General features: G+C 64.6%; 15 protein-coding genes. 5 read left to right on the top strand and 10 right to left on the bottom strand.

The window, feature by feature from the left end:
• Positions 1 to 2 precede the first annotated feature (2 nt).
• A complete protein-coding gene (gene dibA / locus JYG34_RS00930; RefSeq protein ID WP_213659123.1) occupies positions 3 to 1,898 on the bottom strand; it encodes a phosphodiesterase DibA in 1,896 nt (631 codons plus the stop codon).
• A gap of 151 nt (positions 1,899 to 2,049) precedes the next feature.
• On the opposite strand from dibA, the gene desA reads away from it, so the two are divergent.
• Together desA and JYG34_RS00920 are read left to right on the top strand one after the other, a co-directional pair.
• Complete coding sequence (desA, locus tag JYG34_RS00925; protein ID WP_011531626.1) at positions 2,050 to 3,234, top strand: delta-9 fatty acid desaturase DesA; 1,185 nt, start codon at positions 2,050 to 2,052, stop codon at positions 3,232 to 3,234.
• Positions 3,235 to 3,373: 139 nt separating this feature from the next.
• Positions 3,374 to 4,363: a GGDEF domain-containing protein gene (locus JYG34_RS00920; protein WP_213659122.1), complete on the top strand. Its 990-nt coding sequence runs from the start codon at positions 3,374 to 3,376 to the stop codon at positions 4,361 to 4,363.
• Positions 4,364 to 5,322: 959 nt separating this feature from the next.
• Here the strand turns inward: JYG34_RS00920 and JYG34_RS00915 are convergent.
• The 5 genes from JYG34_RS00915 to JYG34_RS00895 all read right to left on the bottom strand — a co-directional run bounded on the left by JYG34_RS00915 (position 5,323) and on the right by JYG34_RS00895 (position 14,053).
• A complete protein-coding gene (locus tag JYG34_RS00915) occupies positions 5,323 to 6,660 on the bottom strand; it encodes a response regulator (protein WP_213659121.1) in 1,338 nt (445 codons plus the stop codon).
• A gap of 137 nt (positions 6,661 to 6,797) precedes the next feature.
• Complete coding sequence (gabT, locus tag JYG34_RS00910; protein ID WP_213659120.1) at positions 6,798 to 8,075, bottom strand: 4-aminobutyrate--2-oxoglutarate transaminase; 1,278 nt, start codon at positions 8,073 to 8,075, stop codon at positions 6,798 to 6,800.
• Between the two features lie 183 nt (positions 8,076 to 8,258).
• Complete coding sequence (gabD, locus tag JYG34_RS00905; RefSeq protein ID WP_213659119.1) at positions 8,259 to 9,701, bottom strand: NADP-dependent succinate-semialdehyde dehydrogenase; 1,443 nt, start codon at positions 9,699 to 9,701, stop codon at positions 8,259 to 8,261.
• A gap of 327 nt (positions 9,702 to 10,028) precedes the next feature.
• Entirely contained in the window at positions 10,029 to 11,702 is a 1,674-nt protein-coding gene (locus tag JYG34_RS00900; RefSeq protein WP_213659118.1) for an aryl-sulfate sulfotransferase, read from the bottom strand.
• A gap of 17 nt (positions 11,703 to 11,719) precedes the next feature.
• Positions 11,720 to 14,053, bottom strand: coding sequence for a TonB-dependent receptor (locus JYG34_RS00895; RefSeq protein ID WP_213659117.1), 2,334 nt, complete (start codon positions 14,051 to 14,053; stop codon positions 11,720 to 11,722).
• 193 nt (positions 14,054 to 14,246) lie between these two features.
• On the opposite strand from JYG34_RS00895, the gene JYG34_RS00890 reads away from it, so the two are divergent.
• On the top strand, positions 14,247 to 15,161 hold the full coding sequence (locus JYG34_RS00890; RefSeq protein ID WP_213659116.1) for a LysR family transcriptional regulator: 915 nt from the start codon (positions 14,247 to 14,249) through the stop codon (positions 15,159 to 15,161).
• Between the two features lie 144 nt (positions 15,162 to 15,305).
• Here the strand turns inward: JYG34_RS00890 and JYG34_RS00885 are convergent, their stop codons facing one another.
• Both JYG34_RS00885 and JYG34_RS00880 read right to left on the bottom strand, forming a co-directional pair.
• Positions 15,306 to 16,211: a TauD/TfdA dioxygenase family protein gene (locus JYG34_RS00885; RefSeq protein ID WP_213659115.1), complete on the bottom strand. Its 906-nt coding sequence runs from the start codon at positions 16,209 to 16,211 to the stop codon at positions 15,306 to 15,308.
• A gap of 37 nt (positions 16,212 to 16,248) precedes the next feature.
• Positions 16,249 to 17,298: an ABC transporter substrate-binding protein gene (locus JYG34_RS00880; protein WP_213659114.1), complete on the bottom strand. Its 1,050-nt coding sequence runs from the start codon at positions 17,296 to 17,298 to the stop codon at positions 16,249 to 16,251.
• Positions 17,299 to 17,596: 298 nt separating this feature from the next.
• Between JYG34_RS00880 and JYG34_RS00875 the strand changes: the two genes are divergently transcribed.
• Complete coding sequence (locus tag JYG34_RS00875; protein WP_249746203.1) at positions 17,597 to 19,180, top strand: ABC transporter permease; 1,584 nt, start codon at positions 17,597 to 17,599, stop codon at positions 19,178 to 19,180.
• Positions 19,177 to 20,040, top strand: coding sequence for an ABC transporter ATP-binding protein (locus tag JYG34_RS00870; protein ID WP_213659113.1), 864 nt, complete (start codon positions 19,177 to 19,179; stop codon positions 20,038 to 20,040). The genes JYG34_RS00875 and JYG34_RS00870 overlap by 4 nt, the downstream gene beginning before the upstream one ends.
• 190 nt (positions 20,041 to 20,230) lie before the next feature.
• Here the strand turns inward: JYG34_RS00870 and JYG34_RS00865 are convergent, their stop codons facing one another.
• Positions 20,231 to 20,506, bottom strand: coding sequence for a DUF971 domain-containing protein (locus JYG34_RS00865; protein ID WP_213659112.1), 276 nt, complete (start codon positions 20,504 to 20,506; stop codon positions 20,231 to 20,233).
• Positions 20,503 to 21,471 (bottom strand): HEAT repeat domain-containing protein, encoded by a 969-nt coding sequence (locus JYG34_RS00860; RefSeq protein ID WP_213659111.1) that lies wholly within the window; start codon positions 21,469 to 21,471, stop codon positions 20,503 to 20,505. The genes JYG34_RS00865 and JYG34_RS00860 overlap by 4 nt, the downstream gene beginning before the upstream one ends.
• Positions 21,472 to 21,483: the final 12 nt, after the last annotated feature.

Raw genomic sequence — 21,483 nt, 5'->3', positions numbered from 1 at the left:
TCCTACACCCAGCGCAATTCCTGAGCCGGCACCGGCCTGCCAAACCAGTACCCCTGCCCCATCTGGCACTGCTGCTCCAACAGGAAGCGCGCCTGCTCGGCCTGTTCGATCCCCTCGGCGTGCACCTGCATGCCCATGCTGCGCGCCAGGGCAATGATCACCCGCACGATGGCGATGTCATCGTCGTCATGGGGCAAGCCGGCAACGAAGCCCTGGTCGATCTTCAGTTTCTGCACCGGCAAGCGCTTGAGCCGCAGCAGCGAGGAGTAGCCCGTACCGAAGTCATCGATGGCCAGGCTCAGCCCGAGCTCACGCAACCGGTGCATCTGCTCCAGCGCCACCTCCGGGTCCTCCATCACCGCGCTCTCGGTGACCTCGAGTTCCAGCAGGGCCGGATTCAGGCCGGTGTCGTGCAACACATCGGCCACCTGCCGGTACAACTCGCGCTGGTTGAACAGCCGGCTGGAGATGTTCACCGCGACGAACTCCAGCACTCGCCCCTCGGTCTGCCACTGCACCATCTGCCGACAGGCCTGCCCCAGCACCCAGGCATCGATCTCGGCGATCAGCCCGGTGCGCTCGGCGATGGGGATGAACTCCCCAGGCGGGACCAGCCCACGCGTGGGGTGCTGCCAGCGTACCAGCGTCTCCACCCCGATCATCCTCGAGGTGAACAAGTCATGCACCGGCTGGAAGAACACCCGCAGCTCTTGCTGCTCCAGCGCCCGGCGCAACTCGCCGGCGGTCTCGACCCGCTGCTGGGCATGGGCGGTGAGCTCTTCGGTGTACAGCGCGTAGCAGGCCCGGCCATTGCCCTTGGCCTTGAACAGCGCCGAGTCGGCATTGCGCAGCAATTGCTCGGCACTCAGCGCGTCGCTGGGGAACAGGCTGATGCCAATGCTGGCACTGATGAACAGCCGGTTGCCCTCGAAGCTGAACGGTTCTTTCAGCCGCTCGATGATGGTCTGCGCCAGCTTGCCGGCCAGGCCGACTTGCTGGCAGTTCTCCGCCAGCAGCCCGAACTCGTCACCGCCCAGGCGGGCCAGGGTCACGCCGTTGCCAAGCACCTCACGCAAGCGTTCGCCGACCAGCTTGAGCAACTGGTCGCCGATGGTATGGCCAAGGCCATCGTTGATGCTCTGGAAGTGGTCCAGGTCGAGCAGCAGCAGGGCGCAGCCACGCTTGTTGGCCTGGGCCGAGGCCAGGGCCTGCTCGACGCGGTCGTTGAACAGCAGGCGGTTGGGCAAACCGGTGAGCGGGTCGTGGTGGGCGAGGTAGGCCAGTTCCTCCTCCGTGTGCTTGATCGCACTGATATCGCTGAACACCGCTACATAGTGGCTGAGCTCGCCGCTGTCGTCGCGAATGGCGCAGATCGTCTGCCATTGCGGGTAGATCTCGCCACTTTTGCGACGGTTCCAGATTTCCCCGCTCCACTCGCCCTTTTCCGCCAGCGCGGCGTAGATCTGCTGGTAGAACGGCGCGCCATGGCGGCCCGACTTGAACTTGCTCGGCCGCTGGCCGACCACCTCGTCCTGCTGGTACCCGGTGATGCGCATGAACGCCCGGTTGACGTGCACGATCAGGCCGTTGCGATCCGTCACCAGCACGCCCTCCAGGGTGCTGTCGAACACCGCGGCGGCCATGCGCAAGCGTTCGCGGTCCTCGCTGCGCAGGCGGGCGCCGACACCGATGAAATTCAGCAGACGGGCGCGCGAGACGAAGATCAGCAGGGCACTGAGCAGTACCCAGACCACGACGTTGATCTGCCGCCCCACGGTCAGCGCCAACGGGTCCTCCGTCATGCCATGCAGGACCAGCTCGGACAGCGCCAGCCAGAGAATCGAAAGCACCACATAGAGCCCGGCCATGCGCAAGGCGTCGCGAACGGAAACAGACATGTCGGGTGGATTAGCCCATGGAAAAGGAAGGGGCATTATAGGGGCTGAAACACCCTGTGACTTCCTATCAAAAAGGGCGACTGGTTTTATTTCCCCGCCAAGGGATAATGCGAGCGCTGTTCCCCCTGTGTTTTCGAGGGTCTTTCCCGTTATGTGGTACTACGGTCTGCTCGACTTGTCGGCCTGGCAACTGGTCGCGGTCACCTTGCTGATGACTCACCTGACCATCGTCAGCGTCACCATCTACCTGCACCGCTACTCGGCCCACCGGGCCCTGGAGCTGAACGCGGGCCTCAAGCATTTCTTCCGTTTCTGGTTGTGGCTCACCACCGCGCAGAACACCCGCGAGTGGACCGCCATCCACCGCAAGCACCACGCCAAGTGCGAAACCCCGGACGACCCGCACAGCCCGGTACACAAAGGGCTGGGCACGGTGCTGCGCAAGGGCGCGGAGCTGTACCGCGAAGAAGCACGCAACGAAGAGACGTTGCGCATCTACGGCAAGAACTGCCCCGATGACTGGATCGAGCGCAACCTCTACACCCGCTACAAGCTCGGTGGCATCGCCCTGATGGCGGTCATCGACCTGCTGCTGTTCGGCACCATCGGCATCACCATCTGGGCCATCCAGATGATGTGGATTCCGTTCTGGGCCGCTGGCGTGGTCAACGGCCTGGGTCACGCAGTGGGCTATCGCAACTTCGAATGCCGCGACGCGGCCACCAACCTGGTGCCCTGGGGCATCATCATTGGCGGCGAGGAGTTGCACAACAACCACCACACCTACCCCAACTCGGCAAAGCTCTCGGTGCGCCGCTGGGAATTCGACATGGGCTGGATGTGGATCCGCCTGCTGAGCCTGCTGCGTCTGGCCAAGGTGCAGCGGGTCGCGCCCATCGCCCACCGGGTCGAGGGCAAGGCCTCGCTGGACATGGACACCGCCATGGCCATCCTCAACAACCGCTTCCAGATCATGGCCCAGTACCGCAAGCTGGTGATTGCCCCGCTGGTGAAGCAGGAACTGGACAAGGTCGACGCTTCGGTACGCCACCGTTTCCGCCGCGCCAAGCGCCTGCTCTCGCGCGAAACCAGCCTGCTGCAAGACCGCCATCACGTACGCATCGAATCGATGCTCGCCCACAGCCAGGCCCTCAAGACCATCTACGAAAAACGCCTGGCGCTGCAGCAGATCTGGGCCCGCACAAGTGCCAACGGTCACGATATGCTCGCCGCCATGAAGGAGTGGGTGCACGAGGCGGAAGCCAGCGGTATCCATTCCCTGCGCGACTTCGCCGCACAACTCAAAACCTACTCGTTACGCCCCGCCACGGCCTGACCGCCGTTGATCGGCACGCTCCGCAATGGAGCGTGCCGACCGGAACTTACCCTTCGCACACAGCTCAAATTCGACATATCGCCCGCGTGGCGGGCCTGACCGTGGCCGCACGCCTATCGTCGAGAACCGCTCCGTGCTCATGGCCAAAGAACTCCCACCCACGCACACCGGCACACCCCGCCCCGAAGCCGCACAGACCCTGCTGGCCCTGCTCCACGCCCAGGGTGAAGTGGCACGCCTGAGCGAACGCGAGCAGCTGTACAGCTCTCTGCTCGACAGCGTCAACGCGGTGCTGTGGGCGTTCGACTGGGAGACACGCCAGGTGCTCTACGTCAGCCCTGCCTACGAGCGCATCTTTGGTCGCCCGGCCAGCCTGGTGCTCGCCGACTACAACGAGTGGCGCGACGCGATCTACCCGGACGACCTCGAGTACGCCGAACGCAGCCTTGCCCAGGTACTGGTCAAAGGTACCGTGGAAAACCGCGAGTACCGCATCCTCAACGCCGCCGGCGAAGTACGCTGGATCAGTGACAAGTGCTACATCAATCAAACACGCGAGGGTGACCAGCGGGTGATCATCGTGGGTATCGCCGAGGACATCACCGAGAAGAAGCGGCTCGAAAGCGAGCTGCAGCGCCTGGCCACTACCGATGTACTGACCCAAAGCAGCAACCGCCGGCACTTCTTCGACTGCGCCCAGCAAGCCTTCGACAGCGCCCGTGAGGACGGCACGCCGCTGGCTTTCCTGCTGCTGGATATCGACGACTTCAAGCAGATCAACGACAGCTACGGCCACCAGGAAGGCGACCAGGTGCTGCAACGCATCGCCGACGCCGGCAAGGCCGTGCTGCGGCGTGGCGACCAGTTCGGGCGTATTGGTGGCGAGGAGTTTGCGGCGGTGTTCCCCGGCTGCACGGCACAGATGGCCGAGCAGATCGCTGAGCGCCTGCAACGGGAGATCCAGCGCCTGAGTTTCAACCATGGCGAGCAGACCTACGGCGTAACCGTGAGTCAGGGCTTGACCGGGCTCACCGACGAGGACGAGACGCTGGATAGCCTGTTCGCTCGAGCGGATGCAGCCATGTACCGGGCCAAGCGCCAGGGCAAGAACCAGATCGTGAAAGGCTGAGCGGATTACTCACGGTTCAGGCGTAGCAAGCAGCTCGTTTCACTTCAAGGCGGTGGTACTCCACTCATAGTCGATCGGGCCGCTACGTGGCCCGGCCAGTATCCCCTCAGGCTCTTTTTCCCGACCCTCCTTGAATGCAACATCGAGAATATGCCGCTGTTGGTCCGTGATTCCACCTGCCAGGGCGATCGCCTCGGCAGTGTGTCGCTTGATCAATGCAGCCTTCCTCGGGCTTGTCGGATATTGCATGGACACCTCTGATATCTGGACAGTGATTTGTGGATTAAGCGCCCCTACCGGCATTACAAGACGCCCAGCTGGGTCACGGGCGCAACCAAGCGATAGATACAAGGGTTCAGCGCCCGGGGCAGGTTGCTGAACTTCGATTTGCGCGCACTTAAGCATCCTGGCGTACTCAATGACCGCTAACAGCGATAGTGATGCCACTAGCCCCCTCAATGGATTCGTCGGGCCTGGGTTACCCTCCAGCAGAATTATCTTGATGCAGTGGCTGCTCCTTCGGGGACTGGCATAACAGAGACCGCAAAGCTCGTGGGAAGACCACAACGAGACGTCGAGCCCCTTGAGATCCCGATCGGTCCAACGTGGCACTTCCTCCCATGGAAAGTGGTGAGTTTGCCTGCCCCAGAACTGGAGGGCTTCAATAGCACCATGCCCGATAGGTTCGAACCGTACCGTGGCAGCATCAATCTCTGTACCCGGCGAGCAGGCACCGGTGGAGAATGCTTCGTGGGCGAGTATTCGTGCTTGAGATCGATAGACCTGATAGCGCAGACCACGGTGTCTGTACGTGCTCATCTTCAGCCGCAACCTTCCTGCCATTCCATTGGTGGAGTGGAGGGAAAGCTACGCCTGGGAGACTTGCCTGGATACGAACAACCGTCTGCAAACCCTGTAGGACCAATCCCAAGACTGAATCGCCTACAGCAATGATCAGATCAGGCCGGACGCTCCTCGTCTGCTTCGGGCGGGGTTTCTGCCAGTGCCGGATCGATCAAGGTGGCTGCCGCTTCGTCGGCGGCCTCCTGTGCCGCCTGGCGCTCGGCCTCCTCGCGCGCCAACGCCTCCGGGTCCACCTTGCGCAGCCGCGTCAGCTCCGGCAACCCAAGCTTGAGCAACCGCGCCGTCTTGCTGCTGGCGACCTTCTCCAGCCCTGCGCTGGGCCTCAACCGTGCCAGTTGCCCAGCCAGGTTCATGGCCAGGATCTCGCGGGAGTACACACCACCTCCCAGCTGATACACCGAGGCGATCAGCTCGCGCAGGTTCAGCGGCAGGCGCCAGCGGGTGCGCAGCGCCGAACCGAACGGGGCACCGAACTCGTTGAGCGACAGTTCCACCTGGTCCTCGTCCAGCTCGCCGCCGGCCAGGCGCCACTCCTGCAGGGTACGCAGAACGGCCAGGTCGCCCAGGCAATGCAACAGGCCAGCGCAGTAGCAAAGGCCCTCGTCCACCTCGACCATGCGTGCCAGGGTGCGGGCGTAATCCGCGGTGTGCAGGGAAAGGTTCCAGTAGTGCGTGGCGTAGCGGGCCAGCAGCGGATCGCTCAAGCGCGCGCTGCGCTTGAGCGTAAGGCCAAGGATAAGGTTCATGCTCTGGGTGCTGCCGAGCTTGTTCAGCGCCTGCAGCAGGGTCTGTACCGGCGACTCGCTGTGCAGCGCGGCACTGTTGGCGGCGGCGATGAGCACGCCGGTGATCTGCGGGTCGTCACGCACCTCCTCCTCAAGCACCCGCAGGTTCAGGCCCTGGGGGTTGAGGGCACGCTTGATCGCCACCTGCACGTCGGCGAACAACGGGCCGCCATCGGCCGTGGCACGGCGTTGCTCGAGGAACGCCGGCAACTTGACCCCGGCTTGCAGGGGCGGCACTGGGCAGGCGATCTGCTCGCCCACTTCCAACAACAGGCTTTCCAGGCGCTTGCGCAGGTTATCCAGGTCGAGCGGCTTGCTCAGATAGGCGGTGGGGTGCAGTGGCAGCGCCTCACGCACACTGGCACTGTCGGTGCGTTCACTCATGAGGATGAACGGCAGGCCAGGCTGGCCGCCCTTGCCACGCACTTTACGCAGCAGGTCGAGGCCATCGAGCCCGGACAGTTCACGGGCCGCGATGATCAGGTCAGGCTTGGCGGACAATGCACTCAGCGCCTGGGAACCATCGGCACAGACCTGCAGGCGGGCGTCGCAGCGCACGCTGAGCAGCATTTCGCTGAGCATGTCGCGTACCCAGGGATCGCCTTCGGCGATCAGCACGCAAGGGGGGACGGGATCGACAGCGCTCATGGGCATTTCTCCAGGCAATGACGCGCGTTCCTTCGCAGCTTCCGCGGAATCCTCGTACAACCTTAGCGCCTGATGGCCACAAGCGGCATAAAAAAAACCCGCCGAAGCGGGTTTTTTTCTGATGCGTGTCACATCTATCAGGCCAGTTCAGCGAAGCACTCTTCGATGATTGCCAGGCCTTTGTCCAGCAGTGCGTCTTCGGCGGTCAGCGGCACCAGGATCCGCAGGACGTTGCCGTAGGTACCGCAGGACAGCAGGATCAGGCCCTTGTCGCGCGCCTTGGCCACGACCTGTGCAACGGCGGCGGCATTCGGGGTGTGGGTGCCTTTCTCGAAGACTTCCACTGCGATCATCGAACCCAGACCACGGACATCGCCGATGATCGGGTGCTTGGCCTGGATCTGCTTGAGGCCAGCGGTCAGACGCTCGCCAACAGCCTGGCTACGCTCCAGCAGCTTCTCTTCCTCGAACACTTCGATCACGGCCAGGGCCGCGGCGCAGGCGATCGGCGAACCGGCGTAGGTGCCACCCAGGCCACCTGGGGCGATGGCGTCCATGTACTCGGCCTTGCCGCACACACCGGCCAGCGGGAAGCCGCCAGCGATGGACTTGGCGAAGGTGGTCAGGTCAGGCGCGACGCCCATCTGCTCCATGGCGAAGAAGGTGCCGGTACGGCCTGCGCCAGTCTGCACTTCGTCGGCGATCAGCAGGATGCCGTGCTGGTCGCACAGGGCGCGCAGGCGCTTCATCAGCTCTTTCGGCGCTGGCAGGAAGCCGCCTTCGCCTTGTACCGGCTCGAGGATGATCGCGGCAATGTCGCGCGGCTCGGCGTCGTTCTTGAAGATGCGCTCGACCGAGGCGATGGCGTCATCAACGCTGATGCCGTGCAGCTCGCTCGGGAACAGGGCGCGGAAGATGCCGCCTGGCATCAGGCCCATGCCGGCGGAGTACGGCACGACCTTGCCGGTCAGGCCCAGGGTCATCATGGTACGGCCGTGGTAGCCGCCGGTGAAGGCGATCACGCCAGCGCGGCCGGTGGCGGCACGGGCGATCTTCACGGCGTTCTCGACGGCTTCGGAGCCGGTGGTGACCAGCAGGGTCTTCTTGGCGAAGTCGCCTGGCACGCGGGCGTTGATCTTTTCGCACAGCTCGACGTAGGGCTCGTAGGCCAGTACCTGGAAGCAGGTGTGGCTGACCTTGGTCAGCTGCTCTTGCACGGCCGCGACCACTTTCGGGTGCAGGTGGCCGGTGTTCAGTACCGCGATGCCGCCGGCGAAGTCGATCAGTTCGCGGCCTTCAACGTCGATCACCGTCGAGTTCTTCGCGGTATCGACGAAGATCGGGTGGATCTGGCCGACGCCACGTGGGACGGCGGCGATACGGCGTTGCATCAGGGATTCGTTGGTCTTGCTCATAGTGCCCTCAATTACGCCGGTTCTGCGGCGCTTTTATTCGGGGGTGGCTGGATGCAGACGTGCACAGTATTCGTTGATCGACTGCCACGCCTGCCCTGGCCACCAGGTACCGCTATGTCAAAAAGGCCAGCGAGACGTCGCTCTCGCGCCCCGCTGGCAGAGGTAAAACCGTTTACCTGGCGATCAGACGCTGATGCACAGGTATTTGATCTCGAGGTAGTCCTCGATACCGTACTTCGAACCTTCACGGCCCAGGCCGGAGGCCTTGATGCCGCCGAACGGCGCGACTTCGTTGGAGATCAGGCCGGTGTTGATACCGACCATGCCGTACTCCAGGGCCTCGGCGACGCGGAACACGCGGCTCATGTCGCGGGCATAGAAGTACGAGGCCAGGCCGAACTCGGTGTCGTTGGACATGGCGATGACTTCGGCCTCATCCTTGAAGCGGAACAGCGGCGCCAGCGGGCCGAAGGTCTCTTCCTTGGCGACGGCGGCGCTCGACGGTACGTCGACGAGGATGGTCGGCTCGAAGAAGTTGCCTTCGATCAGCTTGCCACCGGACAGCACCTTGGCGCCTTTCGAAACGGCGTCCTCGATGTGCTCCTGGACCTTGGCGACAGCCTTGCCGTCGATCAGCGGGCCAGTGGTGGTGCCTTCTTCCAGGCCGTTACCGATCTTCAGCTTGGCGACAGCGGCCTTGAGCTTCTCGGCGAACGCGTCGTAGACACCGTCCTGCACGTAGATGCGGTTGGCGCAGACGCAGGTCTGGCCGTTGTTGCGGTACTTGGAGATGATCGCGCCCTCGACCGCCTTGTCCAGGTCGGCGTCGTCGAACACGATGAACGGCGCGTTGCCGCCCAGTTCCAGGGAAACCTTCTTGATATCCTTGGCGCATTCTTCCATCAGCTGGCGACCGATTTCGGTCGAGCCGGTGAAGGACAGCTTGCGAACCAGGGAGTTGCCGGTCAGTTCGCTGCCGACTTCGCCGGCGCTGCCGGTGATCACGCTCAGCACGCCAGCCGGGATGCCGGCACGGGTGGCCAGTTCGACCAGGGCCAGGGCGGAGTACGGGGTCTGCGAAGCGGGCTTGAGCACCATGGTGCAACCGGCGGCCAGGGCCGGGCCGGCTTTACGGGTGATCATCGCGGCCGGGAAGTTCCACGGGGTGATGGCAGCGGTGACGCCGATCGGCTGCTTGATGACGATCAGGCGCTTGTCGGGCTGGTGGCCGGGGATGACGTCACCGTACACGCGCTTGGCTTCTTCGGCGAACCACTCGATGAACGAAGCAGCGTAGGCGATCTCGCCCTTGGCTTCGGCCAGTGGCTTGCCCTGCTCGGTGGTCATCAGGCGGGCCAGGTCGTCCTGGTGCTCGATCATCAGCTCGAACCAGCGGCGCAGCTTGCCGGCACGCTCTTTGGCGGTCAGTGCGCGCCAGGCCGGCAGGGCCTTGTCGGCGGCCTCGATGGCGCGGCGGGTCTCGGCGGCGCCCATCTTCGGCACGGTACCGATCACGTCGCCGGTGGCCGGGTTGGTCACCTTGATGGTCTGGCCGCTGTCCGCATCCAGCCATTCACCGTTGATGAAGGCCTGCTGGCGGAACAACTGAGCGTCTTTGAGCTGCATGTCGGCTTCCCTTTACTGCGAATTATTGATTGTTGAAAAGGCGCCCCCAAAAGGGGGCGGCCGTCAGAAATTCGTGCACCAGGGTGTTCGACGCCTGGGTGCTGAGCGTTTGAAATCTCAAACGGAATGCTAAGCGGGGGTTGGGGTGTTGGACAATAGGCTGTTCGAAAAAAAGAACGAATGGTTGAACACCCTGTCTGAAATTCGCGTCGCCCCATTCGCGGGTAAACCCGCTCCTACAGGGTCGGCGGTGAACCTGTAGGAGCGGGTTTACCCGCGAAGAGGCCGGTACAGGTTAGCCGATAACCTGTCGGAGGGAGGATCGAGTCAGAACGCCTTGTCGAGGTCGATCACCAGCGCCCGGTAACCCACGCTGCCCGGCTGGCGACTGTGCACTTTCAGCTCCACCGCCACCTCCTGGGTGCCACGACGCACTTCATTGAGCACGGTGGTCGTCAGCTTCTCTGGTGTCAGGAAGTTCACCGAGGCCGAATAGATGAACTGGGTATCGGTATCCGCCCGGTACGCCACTACCGAGGTGATCGGGCTGTACCACTCGTCCCCGCGCTCCTTGCCGTACTGCCACACCTGCTCGACCGTACCCTTGGCCTCGTCGATCCGGTATTCCACCGCCCGGCTGTAGTTGCCGGCCAGCTTGGTCGGCCCGAAGTCACGGCCCCAGCCATTGTCGAACACGTTCAATGTGCCACGCCCGGTCAGCCAGGCGGTGTGCTGGGTCCAGGACCACTCGAAGCCCTCGCCCACCGGTTTGAGCACTTTGTCCTGCAAACGTGCCGGCCAACCTTGCGGTGCGGCGAGGATCCACTTCACCTGCTTGTCGCGACCGATCTTCACCACACCCTGATGACGTGCTGAAACGATGATGCTGTCGTCATCGGCGTCGTAGTCGATGGCATTGACGTGAGCCCAGTTGCGCCCGGTGCCGACGCCGGGGGTATCACCGAACGGCAGGTCGCCTTCGGCCAGCTCGTTGGCCAGACGGTCGTCTTGTTTCTGCACGCCCTCTGGCAGCTGGATCGCCGCCTTGCCCAGGGTCTCCAGCAGCTCGCCGCGATACGGGTCGAGGATCTGGTTCAGGTCCCAGAAGTCCAGCACGTCACCTGCTTCGTTGACCTCGATGATGTGGTCGCGGATGGAACGCACGCGCTTGCCGTCGGGGCGGCGGTAGTCGCTGGTGCCCACCCGCAGCAGGTAGGTGCCGTTTACCGTCTCGCGGATCTCGTGGGAGAAGTCGGCGAACTTGTCCGGCAGGCTGCGTTGCCACACCTGCCGGCCGAGCAGGTCGTACTTGGAGTAGGTCTGGCCCTGGCCCCAGATCAGTTTGCCGTCGCGGGTCTGGTGGAAGCCCATGGTGCCGCCCAGGCCGTCGCGGCGGTTGGAATCGTGGATCTGCTCGATATCCAGGTACCAGCGCACATCGCCATTGCTGTCGGCGATCCAGTTGTTGCCCACCGAATCCCACTCGGCGGCACCACCCAGGCCATTCCACTTGAAGGCACGCCCACCGGGGATCTCGGCCAGCAGGTGGTTGAACAGGTACAGGCGCTTTTCGAAACCAGGGGCGACCTTGATCGGCTCCACCTCAGGCAATGCCGCAGTCTGTTTCGCCACCACCGGCAGGCGTACGGCCGGGGCATAGATCTCATAGCGCTGGCGAATACGCTCGCCGTCGAGCTTGTAGCTGACCTCGACCTGGTTGACGTGGTCCGGATAAAGGCCGAACACCGGGATGCCGCCGTAGGTCCACAGCGAACGGTCGGAGACGTCATAGGTGATGTCGACACCGCGCTCGCTCCGCCCCAGCACCCGCACATGGGCACTGCCGATGGCGCGACCGCCATCGCGGATGATCGCGGTCAGCGGCGCCAGGCGGTAGGGGTTGACCACTACGTCGCCCAGCAGGGCTTCGTCGCGATCAGGCACCTTGGCAGTCAGGCAGGCGCCTTCGGGCAGTTCATGGGGTTGGGTCTTGGCATTCATGGCAAAGCTCCTTGTGCTCAGAAGTCGTAGCGGGCGGTGGCGCCCACGGTGCGCGGGGTGCCCAGCACGCCGGCATAGCCGCCGTTGGCGGAGTTCCACAGGCTGGTGAAATAGGTCTTGTCGCCGGCGTTCTTCACCCATAGCGACAGGTCGAGCACGCCGTCGCCCTGGTCCAGGCGCACGCCGGTGGAGAGGTTGACGATGGCGTAGCTGGGGATCTGGCCGTAGTCGGAGTCGTCGATGGTGCCCACCGCCTTGGAGCGGAAGGCATAGCTGGCGGTGACGTAGGGCTCGATGCGCTCGGCCAGTTGCCACTTGTACTGCCCGTTGAGGTTGGCGATGTACTTGGAGGCGCCAACCACCTGGTGGCCAGACAGGTCGCAGGTGGCCGCGGGGTTGGCCAGGCTCACCTCGGGCGGGCACGGCGCGTCCTTGTAGTCGGTGTAGCGCACGTCGTTCCATGAACCGTTGAAGTTCACCGTAAGACCACGGATCGGCAGGGCCGTGGCCTCGAACTCCAGGCCACGCGAACGCACGCTGCCAGCGTTGGCCAGGTATTGCACGCGGTTGGCTTCGTCGTAGACGTTGGCCTGGTAGCCGTGCACTTCGGTCCAGAACAGGTTGGTGTTGAGTTGCAGACGGTTGTCGAACAAGGTGCTCTTGAGCCCGAGTTCGGCGTTGTTGGCGCGCTCGGTGCCCACCAGCAGCGAATCGGTGCCCAGCCGTGGCGCGGCGCCGACGGTCAGGTTGACGCCCCCGGACTTCTCGCCATGGGACAGGCTGGCATAGCCCAGCAGGTCGTCGGTGAAGCGGTAGCTCAGGCTGAGCAGGCCGGACGGGGCGAAGCTGTACTGGTTGAGGTCGCCCGAATCGTAAGCGCCCACCCGGCCCTGTCGGGCCGTGGCCGCAGCACCGGCCACCGCGGCACCACCGTAGGGCGCATCGCGGGTAACCCAGGCACTCTTCTCTTCGTAGGTGCCGCGCACTCCGGCGGTGAAGTCCAAGCGTTCGGTCAGGTGCCAGGTGCCCTGGGCGAACAGCGCATAGCTGTCCGTGTCGATGTGGCCATTGCCAATAGTATTCACATTGGCCAGGGCACCGGCCGGGGTCAGGTTCCAGATATCGGCCTGCGGCCCATAGTAAGTGAACGATTTGTTGTCCAGGTCCTGCTTGAAGTAGTACGCGCCCAGCACGTAGTCGAAGAAGCCGCCGGTGGGCGAGGCCAGGCGAATTTCCTGCGAATACTGCTTGTCCCGCACCGACACCCCGGCACTGTAGAACACCGGCACGTTGAGGCCGTCATCGTTGCGCGGGGTGAAATCCCACCAGCGGTAGGCGCTGATGGAGGTGAGGGTGAAGTCGTTGGGCAGCGTCCAGTTGGCCTCTATCGACGTGCCGCCCTGGAATACCTTGACCATCTGGTCGGCGTCGAAGTTGACCTTGCGGTCCTTGCCCGACACCAGGGTCGCCCCGGCCTGGGCGGCCAGGGTTTCGTAGCGGTTCACACCGTTGATGGTCGGGCCGGTGCTGTAGAGGCTGAGGATGCCGTTGTCGGAGTTCTCCTCGTTGTACTCGCCGATCCAGCGCAAGTTGAACGTCTCGTTGGGCTTGAACAGCAACTGCGTGCGAAAGCCCTGGCGCTTGCCGCCGTTGAGGTCGTGGCCGTCGTGGATGTTCTTCACATAGCCGTCGTCTTCGGTGTGGTAGGCACTGATGCGCCCGGCGAGGGTGTCGGTGAGGGGGCCTGAGAAACTGCCCAGGGTCTGCCAGTAGCCATCCTCACCGAGGGAAGACTGCACGCTGCCTTCCTGGTGGAAGGTCGGCTTGCGCGTGGTGATGTTCAGCACCCCGGCGGTGGTGTTCTTGCCGAACAGTGTGCCCTGCGGGCCGCGCAGCACTTCCAGCTGCTCGACATCGAGCAGGTCGAACACCGCCATGCCGGGGCGGCCCAGGTAGACGTTGTCCAGGTACACACCGACGCTGCCCTCCAGGCCATCGCTGGCCGGGTTGTTGCCCAGGCCACGGATGGAAATGCTCGACTGGCGGGCGTGCACGTAGGACACGTTGGTGCTCGGCACCAGTTGCTGCAGGTCCTGCACCCGGTAAATGCGTTGGGTTTCCAGGGTTTCGCTGCTCAGCACGCTGATCGGCGTGGGCACGCTCTGGGCGGTTTCCTCACGGCGCCGGGCATTGACGGTGACAGTACCGAGCTTGGCGTCCTGCTCGACAGCAGGCGCTGGAGTGGGTTCTTCGGCGAACGTGGCGCCGGCGGCGGCCAGCAACACACCGGCTGCCAAGGGCTGCAAGGCGAACAACGATATGCGCGCGGGCCAACGGGAAAGTCGGGACATGCAAATGCTCCTTGAAGGCATGGGCCCTGGCGAGCATTTCCGTTGGCGGAACCGAATCGCGGTCGGACGGGCTTATATTCTTTTAAGAGATATAAATATTTTTAATTCATATTTTGTGGAATAAGTAAGTCCCTTTATAAGGTTCCCAACCCTTCCCAGCAATTGCATTCCACCGAAAGTTTCCATGTAGAAAATGCATATCGACCTGCGCCAGCTCCGCCACTTCATCGCCCTTGTCGAACACCGCAGCTTCGTGGCTGCGGCGGCTGCGGTGAACCTTTCGCAATCGGCCTTCAGCCGCAGCATCCAGACGCTGGAACACAACGTCGGCTGCCGCCTGGTCGACCGCGCCAGCAAGGAGCTGGCGCCGACTCGTCAGGGGCTGCTGGTGCTGGAGCATGCGCGGCGGTTGGTGCATGGGGCGCACAACCTGGCCAACGAGATCAACCAGTTCAATGGCGCGACCACAGGCGTGGTGCGCTTCGGCTCGGGACCGGCGCCAGCCGGTGGGCTGGTGCCTCGCGCGGTGGCGCGATTCGTTGCCGAATACCCGGCGGCGCGCACCTGTTTCCAGGTGGATAACTGGCAGGCACTGAACCGGCGATTGGTCGCCGAGGAAATCGAATTCTTCGTGGCCGATACTCGCCAGTTCGAGGCCGATCCGGATTATCAGGTGCTCAAACTCAAGCCACAGCGCTGGCACTTCTGCTGCCGTGCCAGCCACCCGCTGACCGAGCATGCCGAAGTACAGGCGCGGGACCTGTTCGAATACCCATTGGCCACCACGTTTCGCCCGCCGAACATCCGCAAGATCCTCAGTGATCTCAGTGGTCGGCAGGACTTTCTACCCAGCGTGGAATGCGAGCACGGCTATGCGCTGCTCAATGTGGTGCTGCACTCGGACACCATCGGCATCGCCTGCAACGCGAACCTGCGGCCGTACCAGGGGGAGCGGGGGTTGGTGGCGCTCGAGCTGGCGGACTTGGCGCCGGAGCAGGAAGAGGCGTTCTACACGCGATATGGCGTGGTGAGCCGGGTGGGGTATGGGTTGTCGGCGTTGGCGCAGGGGTTGGTCAGGCAACTGGTGGCCTGCGATGCCGAAATCTGAGGGGTTTTCACTCAACCTGTGGGAGCGGGGCTTGCCCGCGAAAGCGGCGGTGAAGCCACCATCGTATTCGCGGGCAAGCCCGCTCCCACAGAGACCGCGCCAACCTCAAGACCAAGGTTGTTCCCACAAAGATCTACGCTGGCATCAGCCCTTGCGGGTCGTTCGGCTGAGTTGCCCATCCACCCCCACCGGCACTTCCCCGGCCAGGGTCACCCGGCGCACGATGCGCGGCTGGGTACCATAGTCATCCACCGCGTAGTGCTGCGTGGCGCGGTTATCCCAGATCGCCACGTCACCTGCCTGCCAGCGCCAGCGCACGGTGTTTTCCAGGCGTGTCACATGCCCCTGCAGCAGCGCGAACAGATGCTGCGAATCCGCCAGCGAGTAACCCTTGATGCGCTTGACGAAGTGCCCCAGCTGCAACGCCCGCTCGCCACTGATCGGATGCACCCGCACCACCGGGTGCTCGGTCTCGTACACCGTCGAGGTGAACACCTTGCGGTAGCGCTCGAGCTTGGCCGGGTCGACATCCGGCTTGACGCTGGCATAGTCGTACTCGTTGCTGTGCACCGCCCACAGCTTGTCGGCCAGTTCGCGCAGTGGCTCAGGCAATTCCTGATAAGCCGCGGCGGTGTTGGCCCATACCGTGTCGCCACCCGAGGCCGGGGCCACCACGCTACGCAGGATCGAGGCCTTGGGGTAGGCATCGACGAAGGTCACGTCGGTGTGCCAGGAGTTGGCCCGCTGGCCTTCGGCACCATCGAGCTGGAGCAGGTAACTCGTGCCGTCGACCACCGGCACGGTGGGGTGGGCGATGGGCTCGCCGAGCAACTGGGCGAAGGCCTCCTGGCCTTGGTCGTCAAGGTGGTCCTGGGCGCGGAAGAAAATCACCTTGTGCTGCACCAGCGCGGCCTGGATGGCCTCGATAGTGGCGGGGTCCAGATCGGCGGACAGCTTGATGCCTCGGATCTCAGCACCGATGCGTCCGGCAACGGGCTGGATGTCGAGTTCGAGGGCTTGCGGCGTGGTGGCCAGTGCGGCGTTGCTCATGGTCGTGCTCCTCACGGTTTCTTGTCGGGGTTCGGATTCAGCGGGCGGCCTGGGTGGCCTGGGTGGCCTGGTCCTGTTGCAGGGCGGCTTCGAGGAAGCGAGGCTCGATCCAGTCGGCGACCTGGAAGCCACGGCGGATCAGGCGCTCCTTGGCGGCCAGGTCGACGCCCTGCTGCAGCAGGCCGACGAATTCGGCATCCAGGCGTGGGTCGAAGTAACGGGCCAGGTTTTCCTGGGCCAGGTCGTCGCGCAGGATCGCCCGTGGCCAGTTGGCCTGGGTCGACACCAAGTCCACGTAGGCGTCACGGTTGTGTTCGTTCTGCAACCACTTCACCGCCTGCTGCTGGGCGGTGACCAGGCGCTGCACCAGGTCGGGGTGCTGGCGGATGAACTCACCGGTGCCGATCAGCACGGACTGGGTGCCGCCGGCACCCTTGAGGTCGCGGGAGTTGACCGGCAGCTCGACCAGGCCACGCTCACGCAGCGACAGCAAGTTGGACAGCCCCCAGGTGGCGTCGATCTGCTTGGCGGCCAGTGCGGCGTTGGCGGCGTTGAAGTCCAGGTTGATCACCTTCAGCTCACGCTCGGACAACCCCTGGCTGGCCAGGGCGCTGGCGAACGACAGCTGGTTGGCGGTACCCCGGAACACTGCAACGCGCTTGCCCTTGAGGTCCTGCAGGCTGTGGATGCCCGAGCCCGGCACCACGCCAAGGTAGCTCTTCACGCCGCGCACCCCGGCAGACAACACGCGGGTGTCGAGGCCGTTGGCCTTGCCGATGATCGCGGCCAGGTCACCGAGGTAGGCGAAATCGGCCTGGCCGTTGGCCAGTGCCTCGTTGACCACAGGGCCTGCGCCCTTGAAGAAGTGCCAGTCGATGCGAATGCCGTCCTTGGCAAACGCCTTCTCAAGCAGCTGCTGGGCGCGCAGTACGTCGACCACGCCTCCGGCGCTGGGCTTGCTGCCGGCGCTCAGGTCCGGGACGGCGATACGAATGACCTCGGGCTGGACCGCGTGGGCAGCCACTGGCAAGGCACTGAGCAGGCCGGCCAGCAGGGGGGTGAGCAGGTGGCGGAATCGGGTCTTCATGGCGAGGCTCCTGGGCAGGCTGCCACCGGCGATGGCCGGCGCTTTGGCCAGAAGCTAGGCAGGTCGAGTTAGAACCTACAAAGATCAAAACTTCATTTTTTAGTAACCAGAAGACATAAACCAGACGTCATGCGGGCCGGCGGATGACTTGCAGTGCACGCATGGAAAATATGAGGAAAACGCAATGGCTTGGGGCTTTCGCATGCAGCGGGCGCATGCTCTTATCTCTTGAATATCGCTTGTGAGAATTTTTAATTCCATAAACGAATAAACAAGGAATGGTTTGAGAGGTGCCTTGATGAGCGAAGTCTTGAGCGTAGGCCAGCGCCGTCGATTGGGGCCGCTACACAGCCCTTTCGCGGCACAAGGCCGCTCCTGCGTACCGTGGATTGTGCCGTTGGCGGTGGTGGCATTGTGGATTATCGCCAGCCGTGAACACTGGATGAGCGAGCAGATCCTGCCCGCGCCGTCGCTGGTCTGGCAGAGCGCCCTGGAATTCGGCTCCGGAGAGCTCTGGGGGCATCTGTGGATAAGTTTGCAACGGCTGATCTGGGGACTTTTGGCGGGGATCGCCAGCGGGTTGCTGCTGGGGACCTGGCTTGGCGCGTCGCAGAGAGCGCAGACGCTGGTGCTGCCAACCTTCATCGCCCTGGCGCAGATCCCGACCCTGGCCTGGATCCCGCTGTTCATGCTGTTCTTCGGCATCGGCGAGCTGCTCAAGCTGGTGGTGCTGGTCAAGGCCGTGGTGGTGCCGGTCACCCTGCACACCCTGGTCGGTGTGCGCGATGCCCAGCCCAAGCTGCGTGAAGCTGCCGCCACCCTGCGTTTGCCCGCCCACCTGGTATTCCTGCGCCTGTTGTTGCCGGCCGCCCTGCCGGCATTCCTCGCAGGGGTTCGCCTGGCCCTGGCGACCGGCTGGACTTCCTTGCTGGCGGTGGAGCTGCTGGCCTCCAGCGAGGGCATCGGCTACCTGATGGTCTGGGGGCGCCAGCTGTTCATGCTCGACCTGGTGTTCCTGTGCATACTGGTGATCGGCCTGGTCGGCGCCTTGATGGATCGCGGCTTCTCGCGCCTGGAACGCCGCCTGCTGTTCTGGCCTCAACCGGCCATGGGCCAACAGGCGCGCGGCAACGCCACGAACAGCTGGCAGAGCCTGTTGCTGCCTGCGGTGGTGTTGGTGGTGTGGCAGGCGGCCAACAGCTTTGGCTGGGTCGACGCCAACATCCTCAGTTCACCGCTGGATGTGCTGCGCAGTCTGTATCACGGGCTGATGAGCGGCTCGCTGCCCGAGGCCTTGCGCCTGAGCCTGCAACGCACACTCGCCGGGTTGCTGATCGGCGGCGGCGCGGGCTTCGCCCTGGGCTTGCTGTTGGGCCTGTCGCACACCACCGAACGCCTGCTCGGCCCCAGCCTGTCGGCGTTGCGCCAAGTGGCGCTGTTCGCCTGGGTACCGTTGCTGACCGCCTGGTTCGGCCTGGGCGAAGGCGCCAAGCTGGTGTTCGTCGGCCTGGCGGCGTTCTTCCCGCTACTGATCGCCACCCAGCGCGGCATCGCCAGCCTCTCGCCGCAACTCGGCGAGGCAGCGCAGGCCCTGCGCCTGGACCTGCCCCACCGCCTGCGCTTGCTGGTGCTGCCCGGCGCCGCCCCGGCCATCTTCGCTGGCCTGCGCCTGGCGTTGATCTATGCCTGGCTCGGTACCATCGGCGCCGAGTACTTCATGCCCTCGGACGGTGGTATCGCCAGCCTGATGATCGGTGCCCAGCAATTGTTCCGCATGGACCAGGTGATGGCCGCCATGGTCCTGATCGGCCTGGTCGGCGCCCTGCTCGGCCAGCTCGGCCAACGCCTCGAATCGCGCGCCACGCGCTGGAGATCCGCATGAATGCTTTCATAGCCCCGGCCCTGCACGCGGCCAACCAACCCGACGCCACCCAACCGCTGGTCAGCTTCGAAGGGGTCGGCAAGACTTTCAGCGTCGACGGCCAGGCCTTCGAGGCCATCCGCGACTTCAACCTGGCGATCGACGAGGGCGAGTTCATCGCCATCGTCGGTGCGTCGGGGTGCGGCAAGTCCACCCTGCTGCGCCTGCTGGTGGGGCTGGACAGCGACTACAGCGGCTGCATCCGGGTCGACGGCAAGCCGGTCACGGGTATCGGTGGCGAGCGCGGCATCGTGTTCCAGGAGCACCGCCTGTTCCCCTGGCTGACCGTCGAACAGAACATCGCCCTGGGCCTGGTCAACGAACACCTCACCCAGGGTGAACGCGCCCGACGCGTGCATGAATACGTGCAGCTGGTGGGACTAACCGGTTTCGAATCGGCCTACCCGCACCAGTTGTCCGGCGGCATGGCCCAGCGCGTGGCCATCGCCCGCGGCTTGGTGGCCAGCCCACGGATCCTGTTGCTGGACGAGCCGTTCGGCGCACTGGATGCATTGACCCGCCAGCAACTGCAGGACGAATTGCTGGCGATCCGCGAGCGCTCTGGCATCACCACCCTGCTGGTGACCCATGATGCCGAAGAGGCCACCTACCTCGCCGACCGGGTGGTGGTGCTGGAGCCACGCCCCGGGCGGATCAAGTCCGTGGTGCCGATCGACCTGCCGCATCCACGCCAACGTACCGGCGTGGCGCTGCACGGGCTGCGGGAGAAGGTCCTGCATCAGATCACCGGTGGCCAGGCCTGCATAAAGCCTGCGCCCTTGCGCGTGGAAGGGCTGCGCCCGGAGCTCATCGCGCTGTAGCGGTCAGCACCACTGCGCAGCCGGGAAGAATCGCTCGCCCCAGGGGGCTTGCCCCACCTGCTCGGCATGGGCCATGCGCACGAATGGCTGACCAATGCGCAGGTCGGACACCGGCCCCCCCGGCAGGTCGTGGCACCTCGCGAAGCCCTCGCCTCTTGGTGCATCAGGTGCCAAGGCGATACCACCCTTTTCAACCCAGGCCGCGCAAATAGCTCCAGGGGAAGATGCCGCGTTCGTGCCCATCGCTGAACACCAGCTGCAGGCCGTAGCCTTGGGGCACGACACGCACTATCCGAACATCCTGCGCAACCAGAGCGACAGCCCCTTTCAACCTCGCCGCCCGGCACGTCGAACACGGGCAGGCGCCGCGCAGGCGAACATGGCCGAGCAGCTGCGGCCCTTCCGGCCACTGCACCTGCAGCTCGCCGGCCCCCGGCAGATTGCGCACCGCGCTCGGCACGCTCATCGGCCCAGGCCCTGCAACTGCGCCAGTGCGATACGCACCGCCTTGCGCACCTCTGGATCAGCGTCGGCCTGCGCCGCTTGCAACGCCGGCAGGGCCTGCGCCAGTCCCAGTTCGCCAAGGGCCAGGGCAGCCTCCTTGCGCAGGTTGGCGATGGCATGCCCCAGCAGGCCAGCCAATGGTTCCAGCGCCGCCCCATGGCGCAAGCGCCCGAGCGAGCGCGCCGCGCGCAGGCGTACCTGCCAGTAGCCGTCCGTCAGGGCCTCGACCAGGGCCAGGCCCGCGTCGGCCTGGCCCACTTTGCCCAATGTGGTGGCAGCCTCTTCACGTACCTGCCACGCAGGATCGGCCAGCGCGGTGATCAAGCCCGGCAGCACACTGGCATCGCGGGCCAGGCCCAAGGCACCGATAGCGGCACGGCGCACGTCGGTGTCCGGCTCCTCGACGGCGAGTCGCGCCAGGTCGGGCAAGGCGGCGACATGCTTGAGCCACCCGAGGATGCCCACGGCCTCACGGCGCACGGCGGCGTCCGGATCGTGCAACGCCAGCAGCGCAGGCGCGGCAGCCTCCTCCAGACGCAGCTCGCGCAGGGCGCGCAAGGCACTGGCGCGCACGAAGGCATCGGCGTGCATGGCCCATGGCAAGATCAGGTGGCCAACCTCCAGGCTCTTGAGCTCGGCCAGGCTCTGCGCGGCGGCCAGCCGCACGGGTTCGGCGGCGTCAGCCAGAGCGGCGCAAAGCGCCTGGACCGCTTCGCCGTCCTCCCAGGCTTCCAGCAGGCGCGCAGCCTCGGCGCGGACCTCCTCGGCAGGGTCGGCCAGCAGGGCATCGGTCAGCCATGGCAATCCGTCCGGTTCTTCCAGATCGGCCAGGGCGATCAAGGCGATGCGCCGTACGCCGGCATCGGCATCGCCGAGGCGTGGCAGCAATGCCAGGATATCGGGGTTGTCGCTGTGTCGTTCTGTCATGGGGCGATCCTT

The sequence above is a fragment of the Pseudomonas entomophila genome, from assembly GCF_018417595.1.
Lineage (GTDB): Bacteria > Pseudomonadota > Gammaproteobacteria > Pseudomonadales > Pseudomonadaceae > Aquipseudomonas > Aquipseudomonas entomophila_C.
This window is presented reverse-complemented; position numbering and strand designations above follow the sequence as displayed.